Below are 14,783 nucleotides of genomic sequence, written 5' to 3'. Positions count from 1 at the left end.
CAATAATTTCACTCTACTCAGTAATCGCTGAGATTTCACCCATCAGTTTTTTGGTTTTATATCTGGCTTCTGCCAAGGTCATTCTATTCTGTGCAACCACTGTCAATACACAGGGTTTGCCGATATAGTCTGTTTTGACAAATAAAATATTGCCAGAAGTCGCTTCAACAATCGTAATGTCGCATTTGCCCTGCTTCATTTGCGTGGCAGATGAATCACTGAGAGCAGACAGCGTACTGCTCATCGCTGCAAACTTATCAGCCTGATTACTCAGATCGCTGATTGAAAAGCAGCTGATAGGAAACCCATCTGTCGTACAAAGGCTTGCCAATATGATTTCTCTGTTGGCTTCACATAGCGCTTTCATGTGGCGTAACAATGCGATTTTTGCAGGTGATTTTTCGTTTGGTGTAGTCATATCGAACATCAATCTTGGTTGTTAAGAGTATTGAATAAAGACAGAAGAGACACAGCGGACTCTTTGCTTCTAGGATCTGTGTTGATCACGGGTGCGACCACATTATGCTGCATCAGCATCACTCTAATTTCTTGCCCGAGCGCGGCGACGCTTTGTTTATCAGCACCTTCACAATGGGTGATACCTACGATACAGGTGGTTTGGTTTTTTTCTGGCGCAAAAAAATGCAGTAGCTTGTCTAAATTGGCATAGTCAGGTGTCTCGCCATGCTTGATTAAAATAAGCAATCCCCATAGCGATTGATTGACAAACTCCCACAAAAAAGAAAAACGTTCTTGACCTGGGACGCCATAAATACCCAATGCCATATCCTCAGAGAGGGTGATTCGCCCATAATCAATACCCACTGTGGTGAACTCTTTACCAATATCGATGCTGGATTTTGCTTCTGTCTCGATAGGGCTGATTTCACTTAACGTTTTGACCAGACGTGTCTTTCCGGCACCTACCTCACCAATGATAGCTAGCTTTTGATAATTCAATTTTTTACCTCATCCCTAAGAATTTTTTGATGGCACCATAAAATTTATTAGGCTTTTTTTCAATAACGACTTGTTCTTTAACGGGCGCTGACTCGGTGACACTGAGTATGCCCAATTGGTCGAATGCCCTGATCATTTGTGTGACTTGGTGCGATGTACCAAACTCACCACTACTACTCAACGCATTAAATGGATAAGGTTTTTTGGTCAGTTTAATGCACAAATTCATCACCATTTGAGGCTGGCTGACTGTGTTCAAATCAGGCCAAGCCAACAATCTAAGATCTTTATCTTCATAATGCTTTTCAAGCACAGCGTCAGATTGCTTTATATCGATAAAGGGTTGAATGCGACTCTTTTGATTTTCGTCAAAAGCCGTTAAAACCCCGATATTATTTTCAATAAAAGTATTGAACAGTACGCTTTGATCGACGAAATTAAATACGTTAACTGCCCAACTGTCAAAGCTACGTTTTGCCACAGGTCCATCAAGAAAAATCCAAAGATCTTCATGCCTAGGATCGGCTGCTATTTTGGCCATCAACTTGTCAACTTCAACATGAGGTCCTTCAATGATTTGCAGATACTGTCCTTCTCGATAGGAGATAATGCCAGTGATTTGCGATTGTGGATTATGCTTGCGAGAGACGCTAATGATGTCTGATAATCCAGTAGGCATACGAACGCTACGATCACTTGTAGGTGTTCTGCTGATATATGCAATACATTTCATTTTGCCACCAATTAATAAGACATTTAAAGCGCAACCAAACGGCGATAGCTGTCCATAGTAAGGTCATTGTCATGCAGGTATAATAGATACATGACAAATAGACCTTCATTGCTGCTTTTCTTTGAGAATAATCAGGAGTACTCATTAGACAGACTCGTCATGAGCTTAAACAATGTCCAGCAGATTATACTTCTAGTTTATTTTCTACTGCTTGTACTTTACGACGTGCTAGCGCCAAGTTCGCTTTGGATTTATCAAGTACCAAGTAAATAAACAAATCTTCGTGCTTGGCTGTTGGACGAATAATGTGTAATTGAGACTCTAGCGTAATCAACATGTCTTCAATTTCGCCTTTGATATCTAGCGACTTCATGGTAGCTACTTTTGCCTTTACCACTTGTGAGTTACCTGCTGCTGCCAACTCTAAGTCAACACCGCCGCCAGTCATACCCAATACCATACCTGACATATAGTCAACAATACAGCCGCCCATCGCGCCATCAAGGGTCATCAATTCTTCTAAAGCTTCATTAATATTTGACATAACTTTCCTATTAGTGGGTTTGTATTTGAATAAAATTTTTGTTGTAAGAATACGCTCGTCTTTCACTATTTTGACACGGTACTAATCCAATAAATCTTGCAAGTATCTATTAGCTATACTTAAAAGTATTACTGCAAATGTAAGCCAGTCATAATAGTGAATTAATCTTATTCAATTGTTTTTTTTGGTACAAAAAATATATCGTGCACGTAAATAAAACGTATTCATTGTAGCTACGGTCATTATATTGTATTTAATAGCGTAAAAGCGGAAGGGTCACGACCACTCATGAACAAATAACAACCACTGAGTAGGAAACTTACGAATATCTTCAATAGTGATTTAGATTTACCTTATACAAAGCAAATTTTTTGAGTTTTAAAAGAGGCTATTTTTTAGCCAATATCGTACAGATAATGATGATAAGTTATGACTAACTCAGACAAAAAATAGGCGGTGAATTACTTGTAAAAAAGCACTTATTGATGGTTTGAATGATGAGCAAATTGGTCGTGTGATGCATGATTTTTGAGGATAAAGTGCAAAGGTAGCGCTCTGCAGAATGACTTTATTTCTATAAAGCAGACACAGTTTATATCTACCTAACAACTGCTAATTTGGTGTTTTCGGAGAAAAGATAGGATTGAGAAAAATCATTGAATAGAGGAATGAAACTTAGAAAATCCTGATAAATATGGTGAGGAGAAAATAACCTAGAGAGATTAGGCAAAGAATTGTGCCACTGGTTTCGTACTTACTCATCAAGCTCAATCAAATTTTACGCAAAAAAAATCCTCACTTCTAATATAAGAAGTGAGGATTTTAGTGCTTTTTCAAGCCATATTTGGAGCGGGAAAAGAGATTCGAACTCTCGACCCCAACCTTGGCAAGGTTATGCTCTACCACTGAGCTATTCCCGCTTGATATCAAATCATAGTGTTTTTAACAACTACTACGTCTCGATAGGCTGGCTATTCTATCAAATATTCTGAGGGTGTCAACACCTTTTTTAAAATTAATTTAAAATGTTTTAGATATCATTACTGCTTTATATGAGCATCCAGCATAACCCATTGATTTAATGACATCTATTAGAGACTGCATTTTAATGAAGTTATTATCTCTCACTTACAATCCTATGGTGCGTTGTTACTATTCCTGCCTTGGTTTTGGCTTGTTAACATTATTATACTTATGAGCAATAGCGGTTGAGGTAAAATTTTATGGTATCGGTAGAGTGCTAAGCGCAGGTAAAACATTAATAAAACACTGCTTTTTTATCCACTGCTTGTATCATCTTTTGTCTAACTTATTTTATTATTTATAGCGAGGATTCTTATTATGAAAAGATTAGTTACCACCACTGTTATGGCCGCCTCATTGTCAGCGCTGACATTAACAGGGTGTTCGAGCACAACTGGCACTGGCGCCGTGGGCGTAGATCGCCAGCAGTTGCTATTGGTTTCAAGTGAGCAAGTATTGCAACTATCAGCACAGAGCTATGCTAAGACAATACAAGAAGCCCGAGCCAAGCGTGTACTCGATACCAACACCGCCCAGCTCAATCGTTTGAAAAACATTGCCAATCGCTTGGTTGGTCAAGTTGGTGTCTATCGTCCAGATGCTGCAAAATGGCAATGGGAAGTACATACCATCAAGTCCAATGAGCTAAATGCGTTTGTACTACCAGGCGGTAAGATTATGTTCTATTCAGGCATCATTGATCGCTTGAATCTGACTGATGACGAGATTGCAGCGATCATGGGGCATGAGATGTCACATGCACTGCGTGAGCACTCACGTGAACGTTTGTCACGTCAGTACGCCACACAGACAGGTATCGGTGTTGCCGCAAGTATCTTTGGTTTATCACAAGGTCAAGCTGATTTGGCAAATGTCGCAGGTGACTTGGGCTTAAGTCGCCCTCACAGCCGTACACAAGAAGCGGAAGCAGACCAAATCGGTCTAGAGCTGATGGCACGTGCAGGCTACAACCCACAAGCGGCTGTGACTTTGTGGCAAAAAATGCAGCGCGCGAGCCAAGGCGAGCCACCAGAGTTCTTAAGTACTCACCCTGCCAGCAGCAATCGTATCGCCAACTTGCAGTCACTCATGCCTAAAGTGATGCCGTTATATCAAAAGGCGCGTCGTTAATCGATACCCTTAAAAACTGTCAAGTAATGCTAGCAGAGCGCCATTTATAGATAGTGCTCTGTTTTTTTATGCCTTGTGTGCGCTCAAAAATAGAGCAGATATGACAACGCCTTCTAATACGTAAGACGTCTGTTATAATAACTGACATATATCAATCACAGATTGTCTAACCTTATTTAGCAAACTATATTGAAGGACCATTATGAGTACCACGCCAACTGCCGATGCCCTTAACGCTGAATTACAAGCGTTGCAACCACAGCACATAGAGCTGATGAATGAATCTATGAATCATGCTGGTTATTTTGAAGGTAAAGAGAGTCACTTTAAGCTGACTGTGGTTAGCGAGGCGTTTGAAGGCAAGCGCTTGGTGGCTCGTCATCAGTTAGTATATGGATTGGTGAACGCCCTTTTGACATCACAGGGTGGTCAGGTGCATGCTTTAGCTATTCATGCCTACACGCCGACAGAATGGCAAGGTCAGAGCCCTATTAGTCCATTATGCGCAGGACAAAACAAAGCTTAAAGAAAGCTTAAAAAACGGTGTTTTACCCACATAATTCTAAGACGTTATCGCCACGCTTGAACACCATACTTTTAGAGGAAATTCTATTCAATGAAACATTTACACATGCTCATGGCGGTACTGGCCATTGTGTTGTTTTTATATCAAAGCGCTTTGGTCTTGGGTGCCAACAGACAAGCGCCGCGAGCAATCAAGATTGCCAACCATATTGTCTATGCGCTCGTTATCGTCTCAGGGGCAGTCATGCTCATGCAGTTGATGAGTGCCAATGCGCCTATACAATGGGTGTTTGCCAAAATCGTTCTACTCATTGCGGCGATTAGCGCTAGTGTAAAAGCCTTTAACCCTCATGCCACCGCTGGTCAAAGAAAAACAGGTATTCTCATTGCCGCTGTGGCATATATTGGAATCGTGATATTGGCTTTTACCAAACCTGAAAACTTATTTTGATAATCAAACCGTATTTTGAGGATGAGGTAGCATAAAGCGGCACAAATCGTCACACTGATAGAATTGAAAACCACCGACTAATCGATATATTCTCAATGTCTTAATCACATTATTTTTGCTGTCTTAACTGAATGCAAACACACATAAAGCCTAATGGAGGCACTATGAAAACTCTTACTACAGGGGCATTACTGGCAATAGCTGGCGTTTTCGGTCTCTCTGGCTGTGCGTCTACAGGTAATGTCACGCCCCAATACGTGCCGCCTAGTACGTATCAGAACTATGATTGCCAAGCATTGAACCAAGAATACACTCGCGTCAATCGCTATGTCGCGGATGCCAATAATGAGCGCTCGACGCTATCGACGTCAGGTGTCGGCGTTGGGGTATCGGCAGGACGTTGGGGCATTTCACCCAATATCAGCTTTGGTGTCGGCAAAAGTAACGATACCAAAGCTCGCGATGTCAAACTATCAAGACTATACGGTGAGCGCGATGCAATCGTTCAATCTGCTCGTATTCAACGCTGTAGCTTTGCCAATGGCATTAAGATTTATGGTGAGTAATTGCTATAACCATGCGGCACTCTAGCGTCGTTTTCCCATAAGATTTCAAGCGCTATTGGCTGTTATTACCGCAGAACCGATATATAAAAAGCCAATACAACGATTGTGTATTGGCTTTTTTAATGGCTATTGTCTACGCTTATAGTATTCAAGGCTTATAGTATTCAAGGCTTATAGTATTCAGGTTTATAAGGATAAATATAACCCTAAGCCCTCAGACTGCGTATCCATTGAACGATTTGGTCACTAGGCAGTGCGCCTGACTGTCGCGCGACTTCTTTACCCTGTTTAAAAGCAACCATAGTCGGCAAGCTACGAATATTATAAGGTGCGGCGGCTTGCTCATATTTATCGGTTTGTATTTTGGCAAACACCACTTGCGGCAATTGGCTGGCAGCGGCTTTGAACTGCGGTGCCATCATGAGACAAGGTTGACACCAGCTTGCCCAAAAATCGATGACCGTCAGCACCTCATTTTTTTGAATGATCTTATTAACTGTTTGTGCATTCAACTCGTGAGGACTGCCTGTCAGTAAGGGTTGACCACATTTACCACAATTTGGTGTCGCACTGAGTCTTGCCATAGGGATACGATTGGTTGCTTGGCAATGTAGACATACCAGATGTACGTTTTGTTCACTCATTGGGGGTTTTTCCTACACATATCATGACTATTGACTCCAAACATCCTATCAAAGGGCGTTGAGTGGTACTTTGAGATAGCGCACCCCATTGGACTCTGGCTTTGGTAAATGACCTGCATCAATATTGACTTGTACCGCCGGAATAATCAGGCGGGGCATCTCCAAAGTCGCATCGCGGCGCTCACGCATCTGTACAAACTCTGCTTCATTGATGCCATCTTTGACATGAATATTCCCCAGTTTTTGCGCAGCGACCGTGGTCGTTGGACAGTGCTTACGACCAGCACTTGGATAGTCATGACACAGATATATTATCGTGTCGTCTGGCAGTGACAATAGCTTTTGGATAGATTGATAAAGGGTTTTGGCATCGCCGCCTGGAAAATCACAACGAGCCGTTCCGACGTCAGGGGCAAATAAAGTGTCTCCGACGAAGACCACGGTTTTTTCTTTATCAGTCGCGATATAAGCAGTATCAGCTTGTGTATGTCCAGGCACGTGCATGACCGTGATGAGGATATCACCAACCTTTAATGTATCACCATCGTTGGTTAAAATATCAAATTGGCTCGCATCGGTACGAAAGCTGGTATCAAAATTAAAAATTTGCTTGAATGTTTTTTGTACTTCAGTGATATGCTGACCGATGACCAGTTGTCCACCGAGTGACGCTTTGACATGTATGGCGGCTGATAAATGATCAGCATGGGCATGGGTTTCTATGATGTAGAGCAGCGCCCAGCCTTGCTCACGTACAAAATTGATAACCTCATCCACACTCGTAGAGCTGGTATGCCCTGATTTTGCATCAAAATCCAATACAGGATCGATAAGCGCACAAACTTGCTGCTGAGTATCTGCGAGTACATGAGTATAGGTTTCTGTGTCACTATGTAAGAAAGAATGAACTTGCATGACAGCCTCTTTACTTTTAAACGATATATTAATTTTTAAGAGCGTATTATGTATGATATGGGCTTTGGATTAAGATTTTCTGCCCTGCTCTTTCTTTGTACAGACCAATATAGCCACCAATAAACATTTTATCAATTTATATAATGTAAAAAACAATAACTTGATGTAACGCCAAATATCATTGATAATTCAATATATTTTATTCATAACCTGACGTTTTATACTCTATATAAGGAGCTCACTCTGTCTACTTCTACTTCAGCATTGAGCACATCCACTAATGATACTAGTGATAACGTATTGATCAACGCATCAGATACCATCCCAAAAGATTTGTCTGAACAAATGCGCAAGGCCTCGATGCAAGCCAGCCAATTATTAAAATCGCTGTCGCACCCTGATCGCTTATTGCTCTTGTGTCAGCTGACGCAAGGTGAATTTTGTGTCAGTGAGCTTGAGACCTTAGTCGGTGTTGGTCAACCAAGCTTGTCCCAGCAGCTGGGTATCTTACGCAAAGATGAGCTGGTCAAGACTCGCCGCGATGGTAAGCAGGTTTACTATAGCATCGCCAGTGATGATGCGTTTGCAGTGCTACAGTTATTATACGAACGCTTTTGCGCCAAAACAGCTGAATAGTCTGTTTATAGGCTGAGCGTCATTCATTTTTTATTGTGATGACATATTATTATGCCTTCTATATTGGCTCGTCTGATTCCTGCTTGGTTGCGCCAGTACCAGCCCTCTACCCTGCCAACTGATATTATCGCAGGCTTGGTGGTTGGCGTGTTGGTCATTCCACAAAGCTTAGGTTATGCAGTACTGGCAGGATTGCCACCTGTTTATGGGTTGTATGCGGCAATCGTACCGGTGATTGTTTATGCTTGGATCGGTTCGAGTAGCGTTCAAGCAGTCGGGCCAGTTGCGATCACTGCTATCATGACTGCCAGTAGCTTGCACCCTTACGCGTCACAAGGGGTTCAGCAATACGCACTGATGGCAAGTTTGCTGTCATTGATGGTCGGTACGCTATTGTGGTTGGCAGGTCGGCTCAAGCTTGGCTGGATCATGCAATTCATCAGTCGCGGGGTCTCTGCTGGCTTTATTAGCGGGGCGGCTGTATTGATTTTCATCAGTCAGCTAAAATACGTGACGGCAATTCCGATCGCTGGCAACGGCTTAATCGGTTATTTGTCGAGTATGCAGATGTATGCGCGACAGCTGCATCCGCTCACCCTCCTGATTGGAATCATCGCTTTTATGCTGTTGGTTGCCAATCGCTACGGCAGTAGATGGGTGTGGCAATCTTGGTTGTCCTCCTCCTATGCCAAATGGGCTGAGCGTTTATTCCCACTCATTCTATTGGTCGTTGCCATTATTCTTAGCATCGGCCTACATTGGACTACAAAAGGTGTGGCCACTATCGGTAGTATTCCGCAAGGCCTCCCTACTTTTACTTTACCGTATGTACCAACTTTCGATGAAGTGCTCGACTTGTTACCTGGGGCGGGGCTAATGGCCTTGATTATCTTTGTTTCCAGCAGCTCGGTTGCCAACAACTATGCGCGCCTGCGCGGTGAGTCCTTCGATGCCAATCGCGAGCTGACAGGCTTGGGGCTGGCCAACATGGCAGGCGGTTTTTTTCAAAGCTTTGCCGTCGCTGGCGGATTTTCACGAACGGCCATCAATTCAGATTCAGGTGCCAAAACTCCGGTGGCAAGTCTTGTGACAGTGCTAGTCATGATTGCCGCTTTGATTGCTTTTGGTAATGCACTCGCACCGCTGCCCTATGCTTTATTGGGCGCGACCATCATGGCTTCTATTATTAGTCTGATTGATATAACGACGTTGCAGGCAGCATGGCAACGTGATCGCCTAGATGCCGCAAGCTTTATGTCAGCATTCGTGGGAGTATTGATATTTGGTCTCAATACAGGTTTGGTCATCGGTCTTATGGTGTCTTTTGCAAGCTTGATTTGGCAATCAAGCAAGCCACACGTTGCCATCGTTGGTCAGTTGGCTGGCACTGGTCATTTTCGCAACATCAACCGTCATAACGTGGTGACTTTTAGCAATCTTTTGATGTTACGTATCGATGAGAGTATCTTTTTTGGTAATAGTGAGTCTGTCCATCACCGCGTCGTCCAAGCCACTCATCAATATCCAGACGCCCATGAGATTGTGCTGATTATGTCAGCGGTCAATCACATTGACTTAACAGGACAAGAGATGCTCATCAGCCTCAATAAAGAGCTGCTGAATCAACATAAGCATCTGAATTTTAGTTTTATCAAGGGGCCTGTGATGGACATTATTGAAAATACCCCCATTATTACAGAGCTGTCAGGCCATGTGTATTTGAGTACCATGGATGCGGTGGATGCGCTTAAAGACACTTAGATCCTCTATTAACCTCATGTTGTTACATTCTTAAGAATTATTATTGTCTGTGACAAAATACCGATATCCTGCCAGCTGTGTTATGCTAAATCCTTATAAGCTTTAGACATAATGGACTTAAGAAAATTGTACTAAAAGGCAGTACCTAATAGTCTCAAAAAATACTATTGGCTACTCCCCATTCTTAAGTCAAACGCCTTTTCATACACGCGACTGACCTTACTTATGACTGATAATTTAACGATTTACAAGCAAATTTATCCAAGCCAATGTCTCAAAATTGCAGAACTTGGCTATCGCTCCGTACTGAACATACGCCCTGATGCCGAAATAGAAACTCAGCCAAATAGCGTTGACTTTAGTCATGCCACTAAAGAAGCCAACTTGACTTACCATCATCTGCCATTTGACGATGAGCGTCTAAGTATGGCGACGGTCGAGCAGTTTGCCGCGTTTTATCGTTCGATGCCAAAACCCATCTTGATGTTTTGTGGCACCGGTGCTCGCGCCAAATTACTGTATCAAAGTGCGCTCATGCAAGGGTTACTATAATCATTCTATTTTAAAAAGTATACGGTTCTACTGAGGTAACTGTCAGCGTCGCCTCTGTCATGCTTGCAAGCAGCCAGCAACGATATTTATCTTGGTAGAATATGATAATTTTACGTACTACTTTTATCTTGGTTGTATATAGAAAAGTTGAGTATAAAGGCTACGGTCAAAGCTGTCACATTGTTTGCTGTTGTTTACGTTCTTTGCCTTTAGAAAGCGACCCATTTAACTTATGCTTAGACATTGTGCTTTTATACCAACTGTCTTTTCCTACTATAGAAAATAATAAGGATCACTTATGAGTCATCAAGTCAGTTTTACTGGACAAATCACCCCAGACCAAGTACCGATGATCGCCGAAAATGGTTTTAAAACCATCATCAATAACCGTCCAGATGGCGAAGAGCCAAATCAACCGACCAGCGCTGAGATTGAAGCGGCTGCTAAAGAAGCTGGCCTTGCTTATAAAGAAATATCATTTGCGGGTAATGAGCTCAATCAAACCCACGTTGAAGCATTTGCAGACTTTTTTAACCAAGCCGAGCAGCCGATGCTTATCTTTTGCCGTACAGGCAATCGCTCAAACGGTATCTATGAAGCTGCAAAGCGAATGGATATGTTAGACGACTGATACGAATCTAACATATGTTTAATGGCTTAAAAAACGAAAACGCCCGTCCAAAATTTGGATGGGCGTTTTCTTTAAGCAGTACGCAATATTTTTATACTTACTTATTTATTTCATTCCAAAGTTTTTCTAGTAAAGTTTTAAAATTAATGTCAGGATCTATTGTGTATTTATTAATATCTTCTAATACTTGGTTATAAAGAGACTGTCCACCTTGTTGTAACACCTTACGTAAAAGTATTTCAGATTCAGCCATATCTCCTTGTAAAAATTCGGTGTAAGCTAAATTACCTAAAATTAAAGCGTGGTCGTCCCTTGAAGATTTTGTTATAGCTTTCGAGAAGCACTTTAGTGCTGTATCCAGATAATCCTTTGCAATACTTGGATTTTTTTGCCAGTGCTTCTTCGCCGCCAGTAACCTTAAATAGCCTATATTGTTAAATGCTACCGACAATAATTCTTGTAAACCAACTTCATTACTCTCACCAAATTTTGCAATAAGTTCATTATAAACCTGAACAGACTTATCTGACTGCTCAAGTTCGGTAAGTATACTGCCTTTGTTAAGTAGCGCTTTTGCTACTTGCTCTTGGAAAATAAGCTCATCACTATCAGAAAATCGTACGATAAGCTCATCGTAAATTTCAATAGCCTGATCTAACTGCCCAAGTTTTTCAGTTGCAACAGCTTTGTTAAATGCTGCTTTTGCTACCTGTTCTTGGAAAGTAAGCTCATCACTATCAGAAAATCGTACGATAAGCTCATCACACACTTCGACAGCTTTATTCAATTGTTTGAGTCTCCCTAATGCAACAGCTTTGTTCAGTAGTGCTTTGGCTATTTGCTTTTGCAAAATAGTTTCATCACTATCAGAAAATCGTGCGATGATCTCATCACAAACTTCAACCGCCTTATCTAACTGTCCAAATTCATAGAGTGCTACGGTTTTGTTCAACAATGCTACTGCTACATGTTCTCTTAAAACAAGATTATTACTATCAGAAAAGCGTGTGACAAGCTCATCATAGGTCTTAATTTCATCATATGGCTGCTGAAGCTCACCCAATGCGACGGCTTTATTCACAAGAGCACTCCCAACCTGTTCTTGTATGTCTATTTCAACACTTTCCTTAAACTTATCAATCAATTTTTCATATATTCTTATTTTTTCTAATTCGTTCGGCTCTTCCAATGCTAGACTAAGATAAGAACGTGCTAGCCACAAAGACTGTTCAATATTGAGCTGTTGCTTTTCTTCTAACGCTTTTACAGCTCCTTCATAATCACCTTGCAAATACTCCTGTAAAAAATCATGTTCTCTCTCTTTATCTTGCTGCTGTACTTCTTTGAGCCTATTTTTAGTTTCTAGCAAAATATCTTGAGTGCTGGTATCAGATTGAGTTAGCTGGCTTTCCTTTCTATCATCTAAGTGATCATGCTTTAGCACTGGATAATCTGCAACTTCATCTAGCTCATCTAACACATGTTGATAGGGGTCAACAAATATAGTAGGTGGAAAACACTCCAGCTTTTGTGCTAATTCAATAAGGAATAAATCTGCACCGTTTTTACAGCTCATATAATGTGCTAGGCTCGATGTTAAAAGTTTTTGTTGTAGATGCTCTGGTGCTTTATCATTCATATCGACCCAAAAAAGCCGATGCTGATCACTGAACTGCTCTTCAATTTGTGGTAGAAATGCGTCGTTGCTGCCACTATAGCCAATAAATAGTGTAGGTGATTCACTCAAAGTATGAGCGACAAATTCTTTGAGACGCGCCGCATGTTCTTCCGTCTCAGATTCTGTATTTAATTGGACAAAACCGTGCCCCTGTCCATGTAAATGCACGATAGCAGGATCATCAATCAGACGATGCAGATTTAAGTTAGCGGCAGTGAAATCATAAGTCGGTGGATATTGCCCAAGTAATCCGCAGCTACGAGCCAACAAATTATCAAAATTAAATGTTAGGACACGGCGAATGTATCCCTCTTTCATTAGGCAGGCCAAAGCGATATGCGCCCAATTAATTTTTGCTTTGCCAATGTAGTTTTGTAGATATTCTCGACGTTTAGAAGTCTCAAGACGTCCCATGCATTTACCATAATCTTTACGGTCTTTATCAGATAAGGGTTTTAATTCTAAAGCAAAAATTTCATTCAGCTCTGACACAATTTCTTTAGCTAAAGGAATATCTGCTGTCACCGAACATCCCGCCCCTGTAATAAATATAAAAGGATTTCCAGCCTTTTTAGAGATGTCCATAAACTGAGCCAAATCTTCCACTGTGTATAAATAATCAGAACTTTTCATTATCAGCACGCCTTGATCTAGCCTCATATTTGTCTGGTTATCATAACAAAAAAAATTGCTGCGAAATTATGTTAGTTTTAGTATAGATCAAGGATATACCAAGCAAATATAAAACCTAACTTTTCACCTTCTATCGGTTCAATCAACCTTCCTAACTTACAAATAATACCGCATCAGGCTGTTTGCCAAGATTAAAACAATGTTTGCTTTACAAATAAGTATAAATCCTTGAATATCTCATAGGCAGCATCAGAATTTTGCATCAGTTAACATGTCGAACTCTTGACGTATTGACCCTCTATTCTTCTCCGTTTACAGGTCACTATCATGTCAAAGCCCTTACTTATTATCGGCAACAAAAACTACTCTTCTTGGTCGCTACGTGCGTGGCTACTCTTGAAAGCCTTTGAGATTGAGTTTGAAGAGCAGTCCATTGAGCTGTTTGATGAATCAGCACTACCCATACTTGAAGCGCATGCACCAACGGGTAAAGTACCTGTCCTTGTCAGTGGTGAAGGCGATCAAAAAGTCACGGTTTGGGACACGTTAGCGATTGCTATGTATGCCAATAGTTTTTTGACAGACAAAGACATTTGGACAGGAAACCTTAAATCTGAGGTAAATAAGGACAACAATCGTCATAGAGTAGACAGCGCTTACTGCCAAAGTATCGTGGCAGAGATGCATTCAGGACTGACGGGTATTCGTAATGAGATGCCAATGAATATCAGAGCAACAGCAAAGATACAGCTAAGTAGCGCTTGCTTAGCTGATGTTGCGCGTATCGAGGCTATCTTTGCAGATTGCTTGCAAGAGCGTTCATCAGACAGCTACCTATTTGGATGCTTTACGGTGGCCGATGCTTTCTTTGCACCAGTGGTACTGCGATTACAAACCTATGCCAAGGCTTCTGGACTGGCATTACAACCAACCACTCAGCAATACTGCCAAACGATGCGCAATAATCTGCATCTACAAGCTTGGATCACATCTGCCTTAAAAGAGACACGGATTATCACGGAGGACGAGTCAGGTGAGATCATTTCGCTGTCTGGCGTATTGGCAAATTAACCTGATAAAAACATCATAAATGATGAGATATAGTCAGTCCCATAGAAAGTAAATACGGTGCTGTCAACGTTATAATTTTTTGCTATGCCTTCGCAAACAGAAGCTACGTATATCTATCGTTAGCAGTCCATAATCATTGTTGCACCTTTTTATTTAGGATTAACGATAGCAATATGGACTACTACGACAGTTTTAGTATTAGAAGACCCTTCTTGTCGTATGTTATCGTCTTTTGTAACCTTACCTAGCCTAGAGGTAGCCTACCGATAATTTACAGATAGCTGCTAAAAAATATCGTCACAAGGAATGTGAGCGATATAAAAATCGTC

Annotated in this window: 16 protein-coding genes and 1 tRNA gene; 9 read left to right on the top strand and 8 right to left on the bottom strand. The window is 41.4% G+C overall.

The genetic code is table 11. From position 1 onward, the window contains the following. Positions 1-13 precede the first annotated feature (13 nt). The 5 genes from CZ794_RS00715 to CZ794_RS00695 all read right to left on the bottom strand — a co-directional run bounded on the left by CZ794_RS00715 (position 14) and on the right by CZ794_RS00695 (position 3,157). The gene (locus CZ794_RS00715) at positions 14-418 is read right to left on the bottom strand and encodes a hypothetical protein (RefSeq protein ID WP_143515683.1); all 405 of its coding nucleotides are present in this window, start codon (positions 416-418) and stop codon (positions 14-16) included. Between the two features lie 8 nt (positions 419-426). After that, positions 427-960 carry an ATP/GTP-binding protein gene (locus CZ794_RS00710; protein WP_087039733.1) on the bottom strand — a complete coding sequence of 178 codons (534 nt, stop codon included), beginning with the start codon at positions 958-960 and terminating at the stop codon, positions 427-429. 4 nt (positions 961-964) lie between these two features. Then, complete coding sequence (locus tag CZ794_RS00705) at positions 965-1,693, bottom strand: BLUF domain-containing protein (RefSeq protein WP_087039732.1); 729 nt, start codon at positions 1,691-1,693, stop codon at positions 965-967. 184 nt (positions 1,694-1,877) lie between these two features. Then, positions 1,878-2,237, bottom strand: coding sequence for a hypothetical protein (locus CZ794_RS00700; RefSeq protein ID WP_087039731.1), 360 nt, complete (start codon positions 2,235-2,237; stop codon positions 1,878-1,880). 845 nt (positions 2,238-3,082) lie between these two features. Continuing rightward, positions 3,083-3,157, bottom strand: a tRNA-Gly gene (locus CZ794_RS00695). 421 nt (positions 3,158-3,578) lie between these two features. On the opposite strand from CZ794_RS00695, the gene CZ794_RS00690 reads away from it, so the two are divergent. The 4 genes from CZ794_RS00690 to CZ794_RS00675 all read left to right on the top strand — a co-directional run bounded on the left by CZ794_RS00690 (position 3,579) and on the right by CZ794_RS00675 (position 5,933). Then, positions 3,579-4,391, top strand: coding sequence for a M48 family metallopeptidase (locus CZ794_RS00690; RefSeq protein ID WP_087039730.1), 813 nt, complete (start codon positions 3,579-3,581; stop codon positions 4,389-4,391). Between the two features lie 202 nt (positions 4,392-4,593). Then, complete coding sequence (locus tag CZ794_RS00685) at positions 4,594-4,917, top strand: BolA family transcriptional regulator (protein ID WP_087039729.1); 324 nt, start codon at positions 4,594-4,596, stop codon at positions 4,915-4,917. A 90-nt stretch (positions 4,918-5,007) separates the two neighbouring features. After that, entirely contained in the window at positions 5,008-5,367 is a 360-nt protein-coding gene (locus tag CZ794_RS00680) for a SirB2 family protein (protein ID WP_087039728.1), read from the top strand. Positions 5,368-5,531: 164 nt separating this feature from the next. Beyond that, a complete protein-coding gene (locus CZ794_RS00675) occupies positions 5,532-5,933 on the top strand; it encodes a hypothetical protein (RefSeq protein ID WP_062845396.1) in 402 nt (133 codons plus the stop codon). Positions 5,934-6,139: 206 nt separating this feature from the next. Here the strand turns inward: CZ794_RS00675 and trxC are convergent, their stop codons facing one another. Beyond that, positions 6,140-6,577 carry a thioredoxin TrxC gene (gene trxC, locus CZ794_RS00670; RefSeq protein ID WP_087039727.1) on the bottom strand — a complete coding sequence of 146 codons (438 nt, stop codon included), beginning with the start codon at positions 6,575-6,577 and terminating at the stop codon, positions 6,140-6,142. Positions 6,578-6,625: 48 nt separating this feature from the next. Continuing rightward, a complete protein-coding gene (locus CZ794_RS00665) occupies positions 6,626-7,492 on the bottom strand; it encodes an MBL fold metallo-hydrolase (protein WP_087039726.1) in 867 nt (288 codons plus the stop codon). Positions 7,493-7,837: 345 nt separating this feature from the next. Here CZ794_RS00665 and CZ794_RS00660 point away from each other — a divergent pair, with 345 nt between their 5' ends. The 4 genes from CZ794_RS00660 to CZ794_RS00645 all read left to right on the top strand — a co-directional run bounded on the left by CZ794_RS00660 (position 7,838) and on the right by CZ794_RS00645 (position 11,072). Continuing rightward, the gene (locus CZ794_RS00660; protein WP_087039950.1) at positions 7,838-8,128 is read left to right on the top strand and encodes a metalloregulator ArsR/SmtB family transcription factor; all 291 of its coding nucleotides are present in this window, start codon (positions 7,838-7,840) and stop codon (positions 8,126-8,128) included. A 51-nt stretch (positions 8,129-8,179) separates the two neighbouring features. Continuing rightward, positions 8,180-9,889: a SulP family inorganic anion transporter gene (locus CZ794_RS00655; RefSeq protein WP_087039725.1), complete on the top strand. Its 1,710-nt coding sequence runs from the start codon at positions 8,180-8,182 to the stop codon at positions 9,887-9,889. A 225-nt stretch (positions 9,890-10,114) separates the two neighbouring features. Continuing rightward, a complete protein-coding gene (locus tag CZ794_RS00650) occupies positions 10,115-10,441 on the top strand; it encodes a beta-lactamase hydrolase domain-containing protein (protein WP_087039724.1) in 327 nt (108 codons plus the stop codon). Positions 10,442-10,739: 298 nt separating this feature from the next. Next, on the top strand, positions 10,740-11,072 hold the full coding sequence (locus tag CZ794_RS00645; protein ID WP_087039723.1) for a TIGR01244 family sulfur transferase: 333 nt from the start codon (positions 10,740-10,742) through the stop codon (positions 11,070-11,072). Between the two features lie 97 nt (positions 11,073-11,169). Here CZ794_RS00645 and CZ794_RS00640 read toward each other — a convergent pair whose 3' ends face one another. Then, entirely contained in the window at positions 11,170-13,383 is a 2,214-nt protein-coding gene (locus CZ794_RS00640) for a tetratricopeptide repeat protein (protein WP_087039722.1), read from the bottom strand. 327 nt (positions 13,384-13,710) lie between these two features. Between CZ794_RS00640 and CZ794_RS00635 the strand changes: the two genes are divergently transcribed. Beyond that, positions 13,711-14,454, top strand: a complete 744-nt coding sequence (locus CZ794_RS00635; protein ID WP_087039721.1) for a glutathione S-transferase family protein — start codon at positions 13,711-13,713, stop codon at positions 14,452-14,454. Positions 14,455-14,783 lie beyond the last annotated feature (329 nt).

Origin of the sequence: Psychrobacter sp. JB385, assembly GCF_900163785.1 — a bacterium.
Taxonomy (GTDB): domain Bacteria; phylum Pseudomonadota; class Gammaproteobacteria; order Pseudomonadales; family Moraxellaceae; genus Psychrobacter.
This window is presented reverse-complemented; position numbering and strand designations above follow the sequence as displayed.